Here is an 18,203-nt window from a genome sequence, read left to right on the forward strand (position 1 = left end):
TTAAAAACCGCAATTTAAATATTGCGGTATTGATTTATGAAATAACTCTTTGACGGGAAAATTTAAAATAAATTAATTTGCTGCGGCTTTTTTAATCGCTGCAACCGCAGCCTTAAGCACGCCTAAACCATCGACTTTGCCATAAAGCAGCGAGTCAATTACTTCAACCGGTTTGTTGGGTAACAAACGCTGGATTTCGGGCAACATATAAGCAATCTGCGGCCCTAATAACACGACATCGGCATTCTGACCTTTTTCACCAGCCAGTGTTTCCGGAAATGCTTCAATAATGACCGGAACTTCATATTTTTCTGCCTGTGCGCGCATTTTTGATACCAGTAAAGAGGTAGACATGCCCGCAGAACAAAACAGATAAATGTGTTTCTTTTCCATAAAACTGCCCTCATCGACGATTATCTGTCAGCCAGACACTCCGCAAGCCTTAACCTGCTTCCATGCTCTGGGTAACTTGCGAAACCAACATGACTTTTTTTGTGGCTGAAAGGAGTATACGGTATAGGCCTGAGCAATAGTATTTCTTTGACCTTATAAATTGTCTCTCCTTGACCTGTGGTTATGACCCTCTTCACATTTCGGGCAAATAATTCGCGAAGATAATTAAGAACACAGGCCAAAAAAAACCGGCGCAATGGCCGGTTTCCGTTGTTACTCAAGCTTTCAGGCGAAGTGATTACTTCGTAGCCTGTGGATCAGTGTCGTATTCAGCACAGGTCTGATAACCGGAGTTGATGACATGTCCGGTATCATCTAACGCGACAAAGTAGGTTTCTGCTTTACCATCACGTTGACCCAGGATGTAGGTCTGGCAAGTACCACGAGCATGGATCATGCTCACTTCAGACGAAGGTTTACCCGCAATTTGTGCAACCTGCGCCCGGCTCATGCCTTTTTTGACGTCTTTCACCACAGGCTGTACAAACTGGTCTTTGGTACGATCATAAGCCGTACAACCCGCCAGCATGGTTAATACCGCCGCTGCACTCAGAATTCCTGCCATATTCTTGTTCATATTCCGTCCTCTTGTTTATCAGCGTGTTAGATAAGCCTGGAATACATTGGGCGCTTTTTCAAGCCCGTGAACGAAACGGCTCCTCTTTCAGAGGATTCCTGTATGACGTTTTAACCACCATTCAGCCCGCTGTCGCTTGTCGTTTCAGTAGCAACGGGTTAGCTTTAAGGAAGTTTTGTCTTTTCTGTCTGGAGGGGTTCAATGACATTGCAACAACAAATAATAAAGGCGCTGGGCGCAAAACCGCAGATTAATGCTGAAGAGGAAATTCGTCGTAGTATCGATTTTCTGAAAAGCTACCTGCAAACTTATCCGTTCATTAAATCACTGGTGCTCGGGATCAGCGGCGGTCAGGACTCCACGCTTGCCGGTAAGCTGTGCCAGATGGCGATTAATGAGCTGCGCCAGGAAACCGGCAACGAATCACTGCAATTTATTGCCGTACGCCTGCCCTATGGTGTTCAGGCCGACGAACAAGACTGCCAGGATGCCATCGCCTTTATTCAACCGGATCGCGTATTAACCGTTAATATCAAGGGCGCGGTACTCGCCAGCGAGCAGGCATTGCGGGAAGCAGGCATTGAACTGAGCGATTTTGTCCGTGGCAATGAAAAAGCGCGTGAGCGGATGAAAGCACAATATAGCATTGCGGGTATGACCAGCGGTGTCGTGGTGGGCACCGATCATGCAGCAGAAGCTATTACCGGATTCTTCACTAAATATGGTGACGGCGGTACGGACATTAATCCGCTGTATCGTCTCAACAAACGTCAGGGTAAACAGTTACTGGCGGCATTAGGTTGCCCGGAACACCTTTATAAGAAAGCGCCAACGGCCGATCTTGAAGATGATCGCCCTTCACTGCCAGATGAAGTGGCACTCGGCGTGACCTATGACAATATCGACGACTATCTGGAAGGGAAAAACGTACCTGAACAGGTCGCCAGAACAATAGAGAACTGGTATCTGAAAACCGAACATAAACGCCGTCCGCCAATTACCGTTTTCGATGATTTCTGGAAGAAGTAATAATTTGCACATATTGGTTTGTGCGAAAAAGAGTACTTTGTTCACGCCGGATGCGGCGTGAACGCCTTATTCGACCTACAAAACTATGCAAATTCAATACATTGCAGGAGTCGAATAGGCCTGACAGGCGTAGCACGTCAGACGGTGTAACCTTTGTCATCAACCCGCCTCTTTTTTAATCGCTTCCCGGCTGTTATACTGGATAGATAACCAGCATTCGGAGTCAACAGTGGTACGGCGTTTAACTTCTCCGCGGCTCGAATTTGAAGCTGCGGCAATTTATGAATATCCCGAACATTTACGTTCATTCCTTAATGACTTACCCACCCGACCAGGGGTGTATCTGTTTCATGGCGAAAGTGACACCATGCCGCTCTATATCGGCAAAAGCGTTAATATCCGCAGTCGGGTGCTTTCTCATTTACGCACCCCGGATGAAGCCGCCATGCTACGGCAATCCCGGCGAATTAGCTGGATCTGCACCGCAGGCGAAATCGGCGCTCTGCTCCTTGAAGCGCGATTAATCAAAGAACAACAGCCGCTGTTTAATAAACGGTTGCGCCGCAATCGCCAGCTCTGTGCCCTGCAATTAAATGAAAAGCGCGTCGATGTGGTGTATGCCAAAGAGGTGGATTTTTCACGAGCCCCCAACCTGTTTGGCCTGTTTGCCAATAGGCGCGCAGCTTTGCAAGCATTGCAGAGCATCGCTGATGAACAAAAACTTTGTTATGGCCTGCTGGGACTGGAACCGTTAAGCCGCGGGCGTGCTTGTTTTCGTTCTGCATTAAAACGTTGCGCTGGGGCGTGTTGCGGTAAAGAGAGCCATGAGGAACATGCGCTACGTTTGCGCCAGTCTCTGGAACGTTTGCGAGTCGTTTGTTGGCCGTGGAATGGTGCGGTGGCGCTGAAAGAACAGCACCCGGAAATGACTCAATATCATATTATTCAAAACTGGCTGTGGCTGGGGGCGGTTAATTCGCTGGAAGAAGCGACAACGTTAATTCGGGCACCCGCCGGGTTTGATCACGACGGTTATAAAATTCTTTGTAAGCCGCTGCTTTCCGGTAACTATGAAATTACTGAACTTGATCCGGTGAATAACCAGCAAGCCAGTTGATTTCACTGAACAACAGTTTACCTTGCGGTTGTAAAAGCCGCAGGGTGTGCCTGCCATCGAACCAGCACGCGCCCTGGTCGGTAGTGAGCAGTTTATCGCCCAATTGCCACGCCCCGTTAATGACAAACACTACCCCGCCGCGTGAGCCAAAGGTAGTAAACGTACGTTCGGCAATTCTGACTTTCGCCTTACAGACATCCAGTCGTGTCATGATGTTGAAATCCATCGACATCTGCCCTGCCGTCAGTTTCGCTTTTACCACCAGGTCCGCTGCAAAGGAAAAAGGTTGTAACGGTTTTAAGGTATGGTTAAAGCGGTCTGCGCTTTCAAGGAACATCTCGCCGCCTTCCAGCAACGTCACTATCCTTTCCATACCGGGAAACAAAGAAAACTCCCCATTCGCCGCGATGGATGTAATGCTGGCACGCCAGTAAAAATCACGTTTTGCCGGTGGGAAAGTGCAAATTTCGCGCGTTTCACCGGCAGCGTTTCGCCACAGATTCACCGACATTTTACGCATATCAAAGTATTCCATACTCGCTCCCGGCCCGTTCTTTTCATTGTTATCGTTCAGGTAACCGTGGATGGTTATCGGCAACTCGGGTGATTTACGTTAGTGGCGATCAGGCTTTTTTTGCATCTGTTTGAGAAGAGAAAAGAAAACCGCCGATCCTGTCCACCGCATTACTGCAAGGTAGTGGACAAGACCGGCGGTCTTACGTTTTTTGGCTGAAAGATTATTCAGCAGTTGCAGGCATTTTACCTTTTGCCGCTGGACGTTCTGTCAGACGCTTCTCAAAATTAGCATTAAATTGCTTTTTCTGTTCCGGCGTCAGGATGTTGTAAATCTTGTTCTGGGTTTCCATGTGCGCCAGCATGTTAGCTTTGCGCTGTTCTTCCATTTTTGCGATCTGCGCTTCAGCTTTTGCTTTATCGAAGGTATCGCTGGCAATGATGTCATGCATTGCGCGGCGTTCTTCCAGCGGCGGACGTTTCATCTGGTCACGCTGGCCTTTCATGATTTCGCGGATCTGCTGTTTCTGCGCGTCGGTCAGGTTCAGGTCTTTGAACATCATGTCCTCATGCGGACCGAACTTGCCTTTATGGTGCATCATCGGCTTCGCGTCAGCCGGTGCTGCGGTAGTGGTGTCTGCGGCATGGGCCAGGTTAGCCGCGCCAAGAGCTAGGGTAGAGGCAACAAACAGTGCAGTTAATTTACGCATATTCTATATCCTTCCTTTCAGTTATTTATTACGGCTTTCTTAAGTAGCGTGCCGTGTTGACGAGATTAACTTTACTGACTTTAGCGTCAATTAATCAGAGCAACGGTAAAACAATGAAAGTGTAAAAAACACTTTTGCGCCAATTATGGAGAAAAAAAGAAAATTTGATGGAGAGTGATGAAAGAATATTACAACACGATGATTTTGCAGAGATTATGAAGAACTATACCGGATGACTGGTGATAAATAAAGCAAATAACCAGGATTAATCTGTATTAATTTATAAGAAAGCAACTTAATACCCGCAGAATGATTTCTGCGGGTAAGTATTAGCTTATTTTTTCGAGCATTAATCCCGCACGTAATCCCAACGCTACCAACGGATTAGGGAATAACACATACTCTACATCATGGGTTACGGTAAAACGTTCCTCCCCGTCCTGCGCCAGCAATGTTCCTTTCTCAAACGGCATAAAATTCAGCGTGTCATTTGCCATATGCATTTCGAAGGACGGCGAGTGGCGAGTAATTTGCGAAACCACCCGATAACGGAGCGGCGGTGTTCTCACGATACCGACACTCTCACCAGATAGCAGCGCAGCAATTGCGCTGGCAGTTACTGCAAACTGGCGAAGATCGTTTTGCCCAAAGGGCAACGCTTTGCCAAGTTCCAGCGTACAGGCCAGCGCGCCAAAATGTCTGGCGCTGAAATGGGTAAACGTACCACCAGGCTCCTGATGGAACACCAGCGCCTCCAGCCCCGCCGCACCCAGCCACGTCAGAAATTTCTCGTCCCAGGGAATGTCGCGTTGCGGTAATACACCGAACTGCGGATGCAAGGAGCCACGAATTGCGGTATGTAGATCAAGGTGCCAGCGCACAGATTCTTTGCCCTGGTCATAAAAATCTTCCAGGCACTGTTCCAGTTCGCGCGCCCGACAGGTTTCCCCGCTTTCAGCAAACAGTTGCCAACGACCGCCAAACATTCGATTCATATCGCTATGGCAATAACGTTTCCCTTGCTTCAGCGCAGGAGGATTCCCGAGGATCACCAGTAACCGCCAACGTAACGGGATCTCACCGTGAGATATCGCGCCAAGCAACGCGTCCAGCATTTCCACAGGTGCCGTCTCATTACCGTGGATCCCCGCTGAAATCACCAGCGCGCCTTGCGGTGGCGTTAATGGCGTCAGTTCCAGCACACCATCGCCCAGCCAGCGCCAGCGAACGCCGTTGATTTCTCGCTCGGTTATAACCGGTTTTTTACCCGTTAAGGTTAGAGCAAGAAAATTATCCATTGCCCCCTCCCTCGCGCTGGAATGGATAAACCGAACCAAGATCCAATAATTGAGTCAGTGTATCCAGCGCTTCCCTTCCTTCGCGCAGCAATTGTGGATCGGCAAGATCCGCCGCAGTAAGACGATCGCGGTAGTAACGATCCACCCAGTCATTGAGCGCATTAAACAGCGTATCGTTCATCATCACCGCCGGATTCACCGCCCGGCGTTCTTCTTCTGTCAACACCACGCGCAACCGCAGGCACGCCGGGCCACCGCCATTCGCCATGCTTTCACGTAAATCAAAAACTTTTAGTGAGCTTATTGGGTTGTCAGCAGCAAGCAATTCATTGAGATAACGCCATACTCCAGCATGTTCCCGACATTCCTGAGGCAGCACCAACATCATGGAACCATCATCGCGGCTCAGCAGTTGGCTGTTAAACAGATAAGCAGACACCGCATCTGACACGGAAACCTGCGCCGTGGGCACCTCTATTGCCATAAAACCACTGACCCGTGCACGCAGATTTGCCAGTAACTGTGACTGGCGAGCGAACGCCTGTTGATGGCAAAACAGCACCTGGCGGTTACTCACGGCAATCACATCATTATGAAAAACGCCCTGGTCGATAACGTCGGGGTTTTGCTGGGCGAAAATCACCTGCTGTGGATTCACCTGATTCAGCCTTGCCACCGCCTCGCTGGCTTCGCGAGTCTGCCGCGCCGGATAGCGGGACGGTCGGGTATCATTGCCCTCCTCTCGCCCGTAAACAAAAATCTGCATTCCCGGTTCACCGTAATGACCGCCGAGACGATTATGATTCGCGGCTCCTTCGTCACCGAGCAAAGCCACCTGCGGCAACGCCGAATGGACGCTAAATTTCTCTTCGTCGTTAAAAATCGCTTTTAACAGCGATTCGGTGACGGGGGCTTCCAGCGAACGGTGAAATTTATTGTTCAGGTTAGCAACAGTGAGATGCACTTTGCCATCCAGCGTATCGGCGGATGGCGCGATCGTTGCCGCATTGGCTACCCACATTGGCGAAGCGGAACTGACGCTGGAAAGCCAGTGCGGTGCCTGGCGTGCAACTTTTTCCAGTACCTGCTCATCGCTACCCCTGAATCCCAACTGACGCAGCACCGGAATAAACGGACGCTCGTGCGGCGGGATCACGGCCTGGGGGAATCCCGCATCGGCAAGTTTTTTCATTTTCAGTAAGCCCTGTTTTGCCGCCAGTCGCGGGTTAGACACCTGAAAACGGTGACGGGTAGAGGCTTCATTACCAAACGACAGGCCCGCGTAATGGTGCGTCAGCCCTACCAGCCCGTCAAAATTGACTTCCCGGGCGTTCATCGCACCACCTCATCGGAAAAATCCAGCCCGGGGTTAAGCGTTGCGGGCAACGTTAACGAGTCCGACTCCAGGCTCGCCATCGGCCAGGCACAATAATCTGCGGCATACCCGGCGCTGGGGCGATGATTGCCGGAAGCGCCAATGCCGCCGAATGGCGCGGTACTGGCAGCACCGGTAAGCGGTTTGTTCCAGTTAACAATCCCCGCCCGTGCCTCCAGCAACAGTTGATCGAATTTTTCCCGCTCGGGGGAAACCAGACCGCAAGAGAGGCCGAAGCGAGTGTTATTCGCCATTCGAATCGCTTCATCGAAATTGTCATAACGCCAGACGCGCAATAACGGCCCAAACACTTCTTCATCCGGCACGCCAGTAACGCCTGTCATTTCAATGATCCCCGGCGTCAGCAACGATGTCCCTGCTTGTAATAAGCGCGGCGCAAGCAGGGTCCGTCCGCCCATCGCCTCCAGTTCCTGCCAGGCAGTAACCACCTGCTGTGCGGCCTGCTCAGAAATCAGCCCACCAATAAATGGCTGCGGTTCGTCATCCCAAGTGCCCGGCGTTAACCGCTGGCTGACGGCAACCAGGCGAGCAAGAAATGCATCGCCCTGCGTTCCACTTTTCAGAAATAAACGGCGGGCGCAGGTGCAGCGTTGCCCGGCAGTGACAAACGCCGACTGAATGGTCAGATGGACAGCGGCATCGATATCCGCCACCTCATCGATAATTAGCGGGTTATTACCGCCCATCTCAAGGGCGAGAATTTTCTCCGGCTGACCGGAAAGCTGGCGATGCAGCTGGTAGCCGGTATTGGCGCTGCCGGTAAACAGCAAGCCGTCGAGATCCTCCAGCGCACTCAGCGCCTGACCCGTTGCACGCCCGCCCTGCACCAGGTTCAGCACGCCCGGCGGCAAGCCAGCCTGCTGCCATAAACGCATTACCGCGTCGCCACTCCACGGTGTCAGTTCGCTGGGTTTAAAGATAATGGTGTTACCTGCCAGCAATGCCGGAACGATATGTCCGTTCGGCAAATGACCAGGGAAATTATACGGCCCAAACACCGCCAGCACGCCGTGCGGGCGATGTCGCAGGCTCGCCGCGCCGTCCGGCATTTCGCTACGCTGCTCACCGGTACGAACGTGATACGCCTTAATTGATATCGCGATTTTATTGATCATCGCCGTCACTTCGGTTGCCGCTTCCCAGCGCGGCTTACCGGTTTCTCTGGCAATAATCGCGGTTAATTCGGCTTTATTGCTTTCCAGCAATCCGGCAAAGCGTTCAACTCTTACCTGACGATCGCCAAAGGAGAGACGCGCCCAGCGCGGAAACGCCGCACGGGCAGCCCGACAAGCCTGCCCGACCTGAGCGGCATCGGCATCATTGCCCTGCCATAACACCTCGCCCGATACCGGATTACGCTTCACACGCGATGCGCCCTGGCCCGTAACCCAGTCACCGTTGATCCATAAAGTCATGCTGTTTTCTCCTCTGCGCACAGGCGCACCAGACGAACGCGATCCCCTGCGTGGCATTTGAGAGCATCCAGTTGTGCAGCGGTTAAAATCAAACGCCCGGTCGCTGGATCGGTACGCACCAGCACCACGCGGAAATGGTGATAATTTTCATTGGCGACCAGGCAGGCCGGGAATTCGCCCTGCGCAGGCTGCCCTTCAGCCACTTCCACCAGCCGACTTTTACGGATGGCGCGCACGCGGTCGATATCACATTCAAGTGTCGGCCCGCCGTCAAAGATGTCGATATAGTTACGGTAGCGAAAACCTTCTTTCTCCAGCACCGCACGGGCAGGCGCGGTTTGCGGATGTACCTGACCGATGACGTCCTGGGCTTCCTGGGATAAAAAGTGGGTATAGATCGGATGTTTCGGCATCAGTTCTGCAATAAATGCCTTTTGCCCGGTGCCGCAGAGAAAATCAGCGCGGCTAAAATCCATCGAAAAGAAGCGTTTACCGAGGCTTTGCCAGAACGGTGAATAGCCGTGTTCGTCAATCACCCCGCGCATTTCGGCGACCACTTTGTCATTAAACTTGTCGCGAAAAGCCGCCATAAACATAAAGCGCGATTTCGACAGCAAATAGCCGTTGCCCTCTTTGCGCCACTCCGGGTCGAGAAACAGCGTGCACAGCTCGCTGCTGCCGGTGTGATCGTTACTGAGAAACAGCGTCGGCAATGCGTTATAGACATTCAGCTCTTTCGAAGCGTGAACCAGCGTGCCGACACGATAGTTGTACCAGGGATCGTTCAGCCCAACCGCCACCTCAATGGCGCAAATCCCCGCCACAGTGCCTGTCTCACTATCTTCCAGTACAAACACATAACCCTGCTCACTTTTGGGCAGTTCGCCTTGCCAGGTTTTGATTGCCCTTTCAATACGCACCGAAAGCGTGGCTTCATTGGCGGGAAGCGACGTCAGGCCGCCGCCCGTTTTGCTGGCAAGCTGCATCAGCGCCGCAACGTCTGAGCGTTCAACGGGACGAATGACCATCATGATGAACCTCGGCTAACAAAGTGTTCGCAAGCAGCTGCAAAGCGATCCAGTCCGGTCGTCACCTCTTCTTCGCTGACATTGAGCGCAGGCGCAAAGCGCACCACGTTGCTCCCCGCAATCAGCACCATCACGCCTGCTTTCACCGCTTCCTGAGAGATCTGTTTCGCTTGCCCGGCGTAATCGGCATTCAGTACACAGCCAATCAAAAGACCTAAGCCGCGAACTTCACTGAACAAACTGTAGTGGTGATTAATGGAATTTAGACGCTCAACAAACCAGTCGTGACGCTGTTTAACCCCGTTAAGCATCTCTGGCGTGTTGATGAGATCCAGCACTTTGCCTGCCACCGCCGAGGCCAGCGGATTGCCGCCATAGGTGGTGCCGTGAGTGCCAACGGTCATCACGCTGGCGCACTCTTCGGTTGCCAACAACGCACCAACCGGGAAACCGCCGCCCAGCGCTTTGGCGGTAGTTAACAGATCAGGCGTCACGCCGTAGTGCATACAGGCATACAGTTCCCCGGTGCGCCCGACACCGGTTTGTACTTCATCAAAGATCAGCAACGCATTGTGGCGGTCACACAATTCACGCAGACCTTGTAAAAATGCGTTGCTGGCTGGCACCACACCGCCTTCCCCCTGGATGGGTTCGACAATCACCGCACAGGTGGCGTCGTCAATCAGCGCACTGGCAGAGTTAATATCGTTATATGCAGCATGACGAATATCCGGCGGCAGTGGCGCAAAATCCTGTGAATAGGCTGGCTGCCCACCCGCACTGACAGTAAACAGCGTGCGACCATGAAACGCATTTTTGAACGCCACGATGCCGCTCTTATGGCTGCCGTAGCGGTCGTGAGCGAATTTACGCGCCAGTTTTAGTGCCGCTTCGTTGGCTTCCGCACCGGAGTTACAAAAGAAGACGCGATCGGCAAACGTGGCGTCGATCAATTTTTTCGCCAGTCGCAGTACCGGCTCGTTGGTGTAACCGTTGCCGGTATGCCAGAACTTACTCGCCTGTTCGTTCAGCGCCTCACGCAGTTCCGGATGCGCATGGCCCAGCGCGTTCACCGCAATGCCACCCGCGAAGTCGATATACTCTTTCCCCTGCTGATCCCACAAGCGTGAACCTTCGCCACGTACCGGTATAAACGGTGCCGGAGCGTAAACAGGTATCATCCATTCATCAAAGTTTTCACGCGTAATTGGCTGAGACATAGCGACCTCTACAGTAAATAATTCGTTATTTATATGTTAATAATAAGTAATGTTTGCGCTGTAAATGTAGATTGCAGGGTTCGTGCCAGCCAGTGATAAAAGTGCATAAACGGCGGAGGCTAACTGGAAATCAAGCAGTTATAACCACATCATATGCATTTAAAGTGCATATAAAGTGAATACGTTTGCGATGTGGGTGAATAAAAAGAATAAAAAACGCAATGTTATGCAGAAGTAAAATATAATTCTGGAATTGTGATCATTGACGAAATTTACTGGAAATTACTGCGCCATTCTGACGCAACGCGCACCAAAAGCGGGCATTTTTTGCGCCATCGTTGACATCATTAACAACCATCGATCAAATCACTTAACAACAGGCGGTAAGCAAAGCGAAATTCTGCTACCATCCACGCACTCTTTATCTGAATAAATGGCAGCGACTATGAAATTTGTCTCTTTTAATATCAACGGCCTGCGCGCCAGACCTCACCAGCTTGAAGCCATCGTCGAAAAGCACCAACCGGATGTGATTGGCCTGCAGGAGACAAAAGTTCATGACGATATGTTTCCGCTCGAAGAGGTGGCGAAGCTCGGCTACAACGTGTTTTATCACGGGCAGAAAGGCCATTATGGCGTGGCGCTGCTGACCAAAGAGACGCCGATTGCCGTGCGTCGCGGCTTTCCTGGTGACGACGAAGAAGCGCAACGGCGGATTATTATGGCGGAAATCCCCTCGCCGCTGGGCAATGTCACCGTGATCAACGGTTACTTCCCGCAGGGTGAAAGCCGCGACCATCCGATAAAATTCCCGGCAAAGGCGCAGTTTTATCAGAATCTGCAAAACTACCTGGAAACCGAACTCAAGCGTGAAAATCCGGTGCTGATTATGGGCGATATGAATATCAGTCCTGGCGACCTGGATATTGGCATTGGCGAAGAGAACCGTAAGCGCTGGCTGCGTACCGGAAAATGTTCTTTCCTTCCGGAGGAACGCGAATGGATGGAGAGGCTGATGAGCTGGGGGTTGGTCGATACCTTCCGCCATGCGAATCCGCAAACAGCAGATCGTTTCTCATGGTTTGATTACCGCTCAAAAGGTTTTGACGATAATCGCGGTCTGCGCATCGACCTGCTGCTCGCCAGCCAACCGCTGGCAGAATGTTGCGTAGAAACCGGCATCGACTATGAAATTCGCAGCATGGAAAAACCGTCCGATCACGCCCCCGTCTGGGCGACCTTCCGCCGCTAATTTAGCTGATCTCCTGGCTCAAACTGGGTCAGGAGAATTAACCTTGAGAAAAATCAACAAACTGTCAGTAATGATTTGTTGCCTGCCGTCCTTTGTTATACCGTCACTGCGTTTTTAGTTGTCTGACCACTTCTCTATTATCAAGTTTGATATAGGAAACTCCACGATGAACGCTGAGCGTAAATTTCTTTTAGCCTGTCTTATTTTTGCGCTGGTCATTTACGCTATCCACGCTTTCGGTTTATTCGATCTGCTCACCGATTTACCCCACTTACAGACACTCATTCGCCAGAGCGGATTGTTCGGCTATAGCCTCTATATTCTGTTATTCATCATTGCCACCCTCTTTCTGTTACCAGGAAGCATACTGGTGATCGCGGGAGGAATAGTTTTTGGCCCGCTCTTAGGGACACTACTATCATTAATTGCCGCCACGCTGGCCTCCTCGTGCTCATTCCTGCTGGCGCGCTGGCTGGGACGTGATTTACTGCTGAAATACGTTGGTCATAGCCATACCTTTCAGGCCATTGAAAAAGGCATTGCGCGTAACGGTATTGATTTTCTTATTCTGACCCGCTTAATACCGTTGTTTCCTTACAATATTCAAAATTACGCTTACGGATTAACCACAATCGCCTTCTGGCCTTATACCCTTATTTCGGCACTCACGACCCTACCCGGTATTGTTATTTATACCGTGATGGCAAGCGATCTCGCCAATGAAGGCATTACGCTGCGCTTTATTTTACAACTCTGTCTGGCGGGCCTGGCGCTGTTTATTCTCGTCCAGCTCGCAAAACTCTACGCCCGACACAAACATGTGGATCTGTCTGCTTCTCGCCGCAGCCCACTTTCTCACCCAAAAAATGAAGGATAGAACGATGTTGCAACATTATTCAGTGTCATGGAAAAAAGGACTGGCTGCACTCTGCTTACTGGCTGTTGCTGGGCTTAGCGGCTGCGATCAAAAAGAGAATGCGGCTGCAAAAGTGGAATACGACGGACTTTCGAACAGCCAACCGCTGCGTGTCGATGCCAATAACCATACGGTAACCATGCTGGTGCAAATTAATGGTCGTTTCCTCACCGACGACACTCGTCACGGTATTGTGTTTAAAGATGGCTCCAACGGACATAAATCGCTGTTTATGGGTTATGCGACCCCGAAAGCATTTTATGAAGCCCTGAAAGAGGCAGGTGGTACGCCGGGCGAAAACATGACGATGGATAATAAAGAAACGACTCATGTCACAGGCAGCAAACTGGATATTTCGGTCAACTGGCAAGGGGCGGCAAAAGCGTATTCCTTCGATGAAGTGATTGTTGACAGTAATGGCAAGAAACTGGACATGCGCTTTGGCGGTAATTTAACGGCAGCAGAAGAGAAGAAAACGGGTTGCCTGGTGTGTCTGGATAGCTGCCCGGTCGGCATCGTCAGCAATGCAACATACACTTATGGTGCGGTGGAAAAACGCGGCGAAGTGAAATTCAAAGGCAATGCCTCAGTTCTCCCGGCGGATAACACGCTGGCAACGGTTACCTTTAAAATCACCGAATAAAGCAGGATAACGGATGATGAAGATGCAATCGCGTAAAATCTGGTACTACCGTATAACCCTCATCATCCTGTTGTTCGCTGTGCTGCTGGCATGGGCGCTGCTTCCCGGCGTCCATGAGTTTATCAATCGCAGCGTTGCGGCGTTTGCCGCCGTGGACCAACAGGGTATAGAACGCTTTATTCAGTCTTACGGCGCACTAGCGGCAGTTGTCTCGTTCTTGTTGATGATTTTACAGGCCATTGCTGCACCGCTACCTGCGTTTTTGATCACCTTTGCCAATGCGTCGCTGTTTGGTGCGTTCTGGGGCGGCTTACTGTCGTGGACCAGTTCGATGGCCGGCGCGGCACTGTGCTTTTTTATCGCCAGAGTGATGGGCCGCGAAGTGGTGGAAAAATTAACCGGCAAAACCGTACTTGACAGTATGGACGGCTTTTTCACTCGCTACGGCAAACACACCATCCTGGTATGTCGGTTATTGCCTTTTGTCCCTTTCGATCCAATCAGCTATGCTGCCGGTTTGACTTCAATACGTTTTCGCTCGTTTTTTATCGCCACCGGGCTTGGTCAATTACCGGCGACTATTGTTTATTCCTGGGCGGGCAGCATGTTAACAGGCGGTACTTTCTGGTTTGTCACCGGACTGTTTATTCTGTTTGCCCTGACCGTGGTGATTTTTATGGCGAAGAAAATATGGCTTGAGCGCCAGAAGAGGAATGCCTGATGGGTTTACCGCCGCTTAGCAAAATTCCTTTCATTTTACGTCCGCAGACGTGGCTGCATCGTCGCCATTACGGCGAGGTGCTAAGCCCGATTCGCTGGTGGGGGCGGATCCCGTTTATCTTTTATCTGGTGTCGATGTTTGTCGGCTGGCTGGAGCGCAAACGCTCACCGCTCGATCCGGTAGTACGATCGCTTGTCAGCGCGCGCATTGCGCAAATGTGCCTGTGTGAGTTTTGCGTGGATATCACCAGTATGAAAGTCGCCGAGCGTACCGGCAGCACCGATAAACTGCTGGCAGTGGCTGACTGGCGGCAAAGCCCGCTCTTTAGCGATGAAGAACGGCTGGCGCTGGAGTACGCCGAAGCCGCAAGCGTAACGCCGCCAACGGTCGATGATGCCCTGCGCGCCCGACTGGCTACGCATTTTGACGCTCAGGCGCTCACCGAACTGACGGCATTGATAGGCCTGCAAAATCTGTCAGCCCGTTTTAATTCTGCCATGGACATTCCCGCTCAGGGGCTGTGCCGTATTCCTGAAAAACGTTCTTAAGGAGAGAAGATGCGCCTTTGTGGGTGGTTGCTGGGATTGTTATCGCTGTTTTCTTTGGCAACACATGCCAGTGACTGGCAGGAAATAAAAAATGAGGCCAAAGGACAAACCGTCTGGTTTAACGCCTGGGGCGGCGATACCGCAATTAACCGCTATCTCGACTGGGTTAGCGGCGAGATGAAAACCCATTACGCTATAAACCTGAAGATTGTTCGTCTCGCGGATGCCGCAGACGCGGTGAAACGCATTCAGACCGAAGTTGCTGCCGGACGTAAAACGGGCGGTTCGGTGGATCTGCTCTGGGTGAACGGCGAAAACTTCCGCACCTTAAAAGAGGCCAATTTATTACAAACGGGCTGGGCGGAGACTCTGCCCAACTGGCGCTATGTCGACACACAGCTTCCGGTGCGGGAAGATTTTTCAGTGCCTACAGAAGGGGCTGAATCGCCCTGGGGCGGCGCACAACTGACGTTTATCGCCCGCCGCGATGTTACGCCACAGCCACCACAAACGCCGCAAGCCTTACTGGAGTTTGCTAAAGCCAATCCCGGCACGGTTACCTATCCCCGCCCACCGGACTTTACCGGCACGGCGTTTCTTGAACAGTTGCTGATTATGCTAACGCCAGATCCCACAGCATTAAAAGAAGCGCCGGACGATGCGACTTTCGCCCGCGTCACTGCGCCCTTGTGGCAATATCTTGATGCACTGCATCCGTATTTATGGCGCGAAGGAAAGGATTTCCCGCCTTCGCCCGCGCGGATGGATGCTCTGCTGAAAGCTAACACATTGCGCCTGTCGCTGACCTTTAACCCTGCACATGCGCAGCAAAAAATCGCCAGCGGCGATTTGCCTGCAAGCAGTTACAGTTTTGGTTTTCGCGAGGGGATGATTGGCAACGTCCATTTCGTCACCATTCCTGCCAACGCGAATGCCAGTGCTGCGGCGAAGGTAGTTGCCAATTTCCTGCTCTCACCCGATGCGCAACTGCGTAAAGCAGATCCCGCTGTCTGGGGCGATCCTTCTGTTCTCGATCCGCAAAAACTGCCTGACGGGCAGCGCGAAACATTGCAATCGAGAATGCCGCAGGATCTGCCGCCGGTACTGGCTGAACCGCACGCAGGTTGGGTAAATGCGCTGGAACAAGAATGGCTACACCGTTACGGTACGCATTAATCTTTTTGCTGTGGGCGATGATAGCGGTGATTTATGCACCGCTGATCCCGGCAGCTCTCACGCTGATATCGCCTGCTTTGTCGTTGACGCACTGGCAGGCGTTATTTGCCGATCCACAGTTACCGCAGGCATTACTGGCGACGCTGGTGTCGACAACCATTGCGGCGGTCGGGGCGTTGTTGATTGCCCTGCTGGTGATTGTGGCGTTGTGGCCAGGGCCGAAATGGCAGCGTATGTGCGCCCGTCTGCCGTGGCTGCTCGCCATTCCCCATGTGGCTTTTGCCACCAGCGCCCTTCTGCTCTTTGCTGACGGAGGGCTGCTTTATGACTATTTCCCGTATTTCACTCCGCCAATGGACAAATTGGGTATTGGGCTGGGCCTCACCCTGGCGGTGAAAGAAAGCGCATTTCTGCTGTGGATCTTAGCGGCAGTATTGAGCGAAAAACGGCTGTTGCAGCAACTCATTGTGCTGGATTCGCTGGGCTACAGCCGCTGGCAATGCCTGAACTGGTTGCTGTTGCCCTCCGTCGCGTCTGCGCTGGCAATGGCGATGCTGGCGATTGTCGCCTGGTCGCTGTCGGTCGTGGATGTGGCGATTATTCTTGGGCCAGGTAATCCCCCGACGCTGGCGGTAATTAGCTGGCAGTGGTTAACTCAGGGCGACGCCGATCAACAAACGAAAGGTGCACTCGCCAGCCTGCTGCTGATGCTGTTACTCGCCGCCTACGTTTTGCTGGGCTATCTGCTATGGCGTGGCTGGCGGCGTACTATTCCCCGCGTAGATGGCGTTCGTAAGCCTGCCACGCCTTTATTGCCAGGCAATACGCTGGCGAGTTTTTTACCCTTAACCGGTGTGCTGTGTGTGGTTCTGCTGGCGATCCTCGCGGATCAGTCGACGATCAATAGTGAAGCGCTCATCAACAGCCTGACAATGGGGCTGGTGGCGGCATTCATCGCTTTGCTCCTGTTACTGCTGTGGCTGGAATGGGGGCCACAGCGTCGCCAGTTGTGGCTATGGTTGCCCATTTTATTACCCGCTCTGCCGCTGGTGGCGGGCCAGTACACGCTGGCGCTATGGCTGAACCTGGATGGAAGCTGGACGGCGGTGGTCTGGGGGCATCTGCTATGGGTAATGCCGTGGATGCTGTTTATCCTGCAACCCGCCTGGCAGCGCATTGATTCACGGTTAATTTTGATTGCGCAAACACTGGGCTGGTCGCGGGCCAAAATCTTCTTTTACGTAAAATGCCCACTCATGTTGCGCCCTGCGCTGATTGCCTTCGCGGTGGGATTTTCAGTCAGTATTGCGCAGTATATGCCGACGCTGTGGCTGGGCGCGGGGCGTTTTCCGACGCTCACCACTGAAGCGGTGGCATTAAGCAGCGGCGGCAGCAACGGTATTCTCGCCGCCCAGGCTTTATGGCAACTGCTGTTACCGCTTATTATTTTTGCCCTGACCGCGTTAGTCGCAAAATGGGTAGGTTATGTCAGACAAGGACTCCGCTAATGCTCTGCGTGAAAAATGTTTCGCTACGTTTACCAGAAAGCCGCTTGCTGACAAACGTTAACTTTACAGTAGATAAAGGTGACATTGTCACGTTAATGGGACCATCCGGCTGCGGGAAATCCACTCTGTTTTCGTGGATGATTGGTGCGCTGGCTGGACAGTTTTCTTGTACAGGGGAGCTATGGCTTAATGAGCAACGGATTGACATGCTACCCACCGCACAGCGTCAGATTGGCATTCTTTTCCAGGATGCACTGTTATTTGACCAGTTCAGCGTCGGGAAAAATTTACTGCTGGCGCTACCGGCGACACTTAACGGGAATGCCCGACGTAATGCCGTGAATGATGCACTTGAGCGTTCAGGCCTTGACGGAGCGTTCCATCAGGATCCTGCCACTTTGTCTGGCGGTCAGCGAGCGCGCGTTGCTCTGCTTCGCGCCCTTCTCGCTCAGCCAAAAGCGTTGCTACTGGATGAGCCATTCAGCCGTCTTGATGTGACTCTGCGCGATAATTTTCGCCATTGGGTGTTCAGCGAAATTCGCGCCATGGCGATCCCTGTTGTGCAGGTGACGCACGATCTTCAGGATGTTCCTCCTGATAGCCCCGTTCTGGATATGGCGCAGTGGTCAGAAAATTACAACAAACTGCGATAACGCAAAGTTTTTCCCGATGCGTCAGTTCAG

The 18,203-nt window shown here is 52.1% G+C and carries 19 protein-coding genes; 10 read left to right on the forward strand and 9 right to left on the reverse strand.

The features are described from left to right. Positions 1-72: 72 nt before the first annotated feature. The gene (gene chbB / locus C4F37_RS09840; protein WP_000412169.1) at positions 73-393 is read right to left on the reverse strand and encodes a PTS N,N'-diacetylchitobiose transporter subunit IIB; all 321 of its coding nucleotides are present in this window, start codon (positions 391-393) and stop codon (positions 73-75) included. A gap of 298 nt (positions 394-691) precedes the next feature. Continuing rightward, positions 692-1,030: an osmotically-inducible lipoprotein OsmE gene (osmE, locus tag C4F37_RS09850; RefSeq protein WP_001039046.1), complete on the reverse strand. Its 339-nt coding sequence runs from the start codon at positions 1,028-1,030 to the stop codon at positions 692-694. Between the two features lie 201 nt (positions 1,031-1,231). On the opposite strand from osmE, the gene nadE reads away from it, so the two are divergent. Together nadE and cho are read left to right on the forward strand one after the other, a co-directional pair. Then, positions 1,232-2,059 carry an ammonia-dependent NAD(+) synthetase gene (gene nadE, locus C4F37_RS09855; protein ID WP_000175018.1) on the forward strand — a complete coding sequence of 276 codons (828 nt, stop codon included), beginning with the start codon at positions 1,232-1,234 and terminating at the stop codon, positions 2,057-2,059. A gap of 229 nt (positions 2,060-2,288) precedes the next feature. Continuing rightward, a complete protein-coding gene (cho, locus tag C4F37_RS09860) occupies positions 2,289-3,176 on the forward strand; it encodes an excinuclease Cho (RefSeq protein WP_000252384.1) in 888 nt (295 codons plus the stop codon). On the opposite strand, the gene ves is transcribed toward cho, so the two are convergent. The 7 genes from ves to astC form a co-directional block, all read right to left on the reverse strand. After that, positions 3,136-3,711 (reverse strand): environmental stress-induced protein Ves, encoded by a 576-nt coding sequence (ves, locus tag C4F37_RS09865; protein WP_001538814.1) that lies wholly within the window; start codon positions 3,709-3,711, stop codon positions 3,136-3,138. The genes cho and ves overlap by 41 nt on opposite strands. A 202-nt stretch (positions 3,712-3,913) precedes the next feature. Further along, positions 3,914-4,399 (reverse strand): ATP-independent periplasmic protein-refolding chaperone Spy, encoded by a 486-nt coding sequence (spy, locus tag C4F37_RS09870; protein WP_001228972.1) that lies wholly within the window; start codon positions 4,397-4,399, stop codon positions 3,914-3,916. A gap of 329 nt (positions 4,400-4,728) precedes the next feature. Next, positions 4,729-5,697 carry a succinylglutamate desuccinylase gene (gene astE, locus C4F37_RS09875; RefSeq protein ID WP_000368502.1) on the reverse strand — a complete coding sequence of 323 codons (969 nt, stop codon included), beginning with the start codon at positions 5,695-5,697 and terminating at the stop codon, positions 4,729-4,731. Further along, positions 5,690-7,033 (reverse strand): N-succinylarginine dihydrolase, encoded by a 1,344-nt coding sequence (gene astB / locus C4F37_RS09880; RefSeq protein ID WP_001773935.1) that lies wholly within the window; start codon positions 7,031-7,033, stop codon positions 5,690-5,692. Before astB ends, astE begins: the two co-directional genes overlap by 8 nt. After that, positions 7,030-8,508: a succinylglutamate-semialdehyde dehydrogenase gene (gene astD, locus C4F37_RS09885; RefSeq protein ID WP_001538816.1), complete on the reverse strand. Its 1,479-nt coding sequence runs from the start codon at positions 8,506-8,508 to the stop codon at positions 7,030-7,032. The genes astB and astD overlap by 4 nt, the downstream gene beginning before the upstream one ends. Next, positions 8,505-9,539 (reverse strand): arginine N-succinyltransferase, encoded by a 1,035-nt coding sequence (gene astA, locus C4F37_RS09890; protein ID WP_001538817.1) that lies wholly within the window; start codon positions 9,537-9,539, stop codon positions 8,505-8,507. Before astA ends, astD begins: the two co-directional genes overlap by 4 nt. Further along, positions 9,536-10,756: a succinylornithine/acetylornithine transaminase gene (gene astC, locus C4F37_RS09895; RefSeq protein ID WP_001538818.1), complete on the reverse strand. Its 1,221-nt coding sequence runs from the start codon at positions 10,754-10,756 to the stop codon at positions 9,536-9,538. Before astC ends, astA begins: the two co-directional genes overlap by 4 nt. A gap of 445 nt (positions 10,757-11,201) precedes the next feature. On the opposite strand from astC, the gene xthA reads away from it, so the two are divergent. The 8 genes from xthA to C4F37_RS09940 all read left to right on the forward strand — a co-directional run bounded on the left by xthA (position 11,202) and on the right by C4F37_RS09940 (position 18,173). Then, complete coding sequence (gene xthA, locus C4F37_RS09905) at positions 11,202-12,008, forward strand: exodeoxyribonuclease III (protein ID WP_000673927.1); 807 nt, start codon at positions 11,202-11,204, stop codon at positions 12,006-12,008. Positions 12,009-12,174: 166 nt separating this feature from the next. Next, positions 12,175-12,885, forward strand: coding sequence for a TVP38/TMEM64 family protein (locus C4F37_RS09910; RefSeq protein ID WP_001304313.1), 711 nt, complete (start codon positions 12,175-12,177; stop codon positions 12,883-12,885). 4 nt (positions 12,886-12,889) lie between these two features. Further along, positions 12,890-13,567: a lipoprotein YdjY gene (gene ydjY / locus C4F37_RS09915; RefSeq protein ID WP_000939207.1), complete on the forward strand. Its 678-nt coding sequence runs from the start codon at positions 12,890-12,892 to the stop codon at positions 13,565-13,567. A 13-nt stretch (positions 13,568-13,580) separates the two neighbouring features. After that, positions 13,581-14,288, forward strand: a complete 708-nt coding sequence (locus C4F37_RS09920; RefSeq protein ID WP_000977153.1) for a TVP38/TMEM64 family protein — start codon at positions 13,581-13,583, stop codon at positions 14,286-14,288. Beyond that, a complete protein-coding gene (locus C4F37_RS09925) occupies positions 14,288-14,836 on the forward strand; it encodes a carboxymuconolactone decarboxylase family protein (RefSeq protein WP_000524093.1) in 549 nt (182 codons plus the stop codon). The genes C4F37_RS09920 and C4F37_RS09925 overlap by 1 nt, the downstream gene beginning before the upstream one ends. A gap of 9 nt (positions 14,837-14,845) precedes the next feature. Then, positions 14,846-16,012, forward strand: a complete 1,167-nt coding sequence (locus C4F37_RS09930) for an ABC transporter substrate-binding protein (protein WP_001538819.1) — start codon at positions 14,846-14,848, stop codon at positions 16,010-16,012. After that, on the forward strand, positions 15,985-17,520 hold the full coding sequence (locus tag C4F37_RS09935) for an ABC transporter permease subunit (protein WP_001557005.1): 1,536 nt from the start codon (positions 15,985-15,987) through the stop codon (positions 17,518-17,520). The genes C4F37_RS09930 and C4F37_RS09935 overlap by 28 nt, the downstream gene beginning before the upstream one ends. Next, positions 17,520-18,173, forward strand: a complete 654-nt coding sequence (locus C4F37_RS09940; RefSeq protein WP_001538821.1) for an ATP-binding cassette domain-containing protein — start codon at positions 17,520-17,522, stop codon at positions 18,171-18,173. Before C4F37_RS09935 ends, C4F37_RS09940 begins: the two co-directional genes overlap by 1 nt. The last annotated feature ends 30 nt before the right edge of the window (positions 18,174-18,203 follow it).

Source organism: Escherichia sp. R1 (assembly GCF_003000935.1).
GTDB classification, from domain to species: Bacteria; Pseudomonadota; Gammaproteobacteria; order Enterobacterales; family Enterobacteriaceae; genus Escherichia; species Escherichia coli.

Excerpts from the sequence above, each read along its gene's own strand:
- C4F37_RS09925 (WP_000524093.1), top strand. The coding sequence starts at position 14,288 with ATGGGTTTACCGCCGCTTAGCAAAATTCCTTTCATTTTACGTCCGCAG.
- C4F37_RS09940 (WP_001538821.1), top strand. The coding sequence starts at position 17,520 with ATGCTCTGCGTGAAAAATGTTTCGCTACGTTTACCAGAAAGCCGCTTG.
- C4F37_RS09930 (WP_001538819.1), top strand. The coding sequence starts at position 14,846 with ATGCGCCTTTGTGGGTGGTTGCTGGGATTGTTATCGCTGTTTTCTTTG.
- spy (WP_001228972.1), bottom strand. The coding sequence starts at position 4,399 with ATGCGTAAATTAACTGCACTGTTTGTTGCCTCTACCCTAGCTCTTGGC.
- C4F37_RS09935 (WP_001557005.1), top strand. The coding sequence starts at position 15,985 with ATGGCTACACCGTTACGGTACGCATTAATCTTTTTGCTGTGGGCGATG.
- ydjY (WP_000939207.1), top strand. The coding sequence starts at position 12,890 with ATGTTGCAACATTATTCAGTGTCATGGAAAAAAGGACTGGCTGCACTC.
- astB (WP_001773935.1), bottom strand. The coding sequence starts at position 7,033 with ATGAACGCCCGGGAAGTCAATTTTGACGGGCTGGTAGGGCTGACGCAC.
- osmE (WP_001039046.1), bottom strand. The coding sequence starts at position 1,030 with ATGAACAAGAATATGGCAGGAATTCTGAGTGCAGCGGCGGTATTAACC.
- nadE (WP_000175018.1), top strand. The coding sequence starts at position 1,232 with ATGACATTGCAACAACAAATAATAAAGGCGCTGGGCGCAAAACCGCAG.
- astE (WP_000368502.1), bottom strand. The coding sequence starts at position 5,697 with ATGGATAATTTTCTTGCTCTAACCTTAACGGGTAAAAAACCGGTTATA.
- C4F37_RS09920 (WP_000977153.1), top strand. The coding sequence starts at position 13,581 with ATGATGAAGATGCAATCGCGTAAAATCTGGTACTACCGTATAACCCTC.
- chbB (WP_000412169.1), bottom strand. The coding sequence starts at position 393 with ATGGAAAAGAAACACATTTATCTGTTTTGTTCTGCGGGCATGTCTACC.
- astD (WP_001538816.1), bottom strand. The coding sequence starts at position 8,508 with ATGACTTTATGGATCAACGGTGACTGGGTTACGGGCCAGGGCGCATCG.
- astC (WP_001538818.1), bottom strand. The coding sequence starts at position 10,756 with ATGTCTCAGCCAATTACGCGTGAAAACTTTGATGAATGGATGATACCT.
- astA (WP_001538817.1), bottom strand. The coding sequence starts at position 9,539 with ATGATGGTCATTCGTCCCGTTGAACGCTCAGACGTTGCGGCGCTGATG.
- C4F37_RS09910 (WP_001304313.1), top strand. The coding sequence starts at position 12,175 with ATGAACGCTGAGCGTAAATTTCTTTTAGCCTGTCTTATTTTTGCGCTG.
- xthA (WP_000673927.1), top strand. The coding sequence starts at position 11,202 with ATGAAATTTGTCTCTTTTAATATCAACGGCCTGCGCGCCAGACCTCAC.
- ves (WP_001538814.1), bottom strand. The coding sequence starts at position 3,711 with ATGGAATACTTTGATATGCGTAAAATGTCGGTGAATCTGTGGCGAAAC.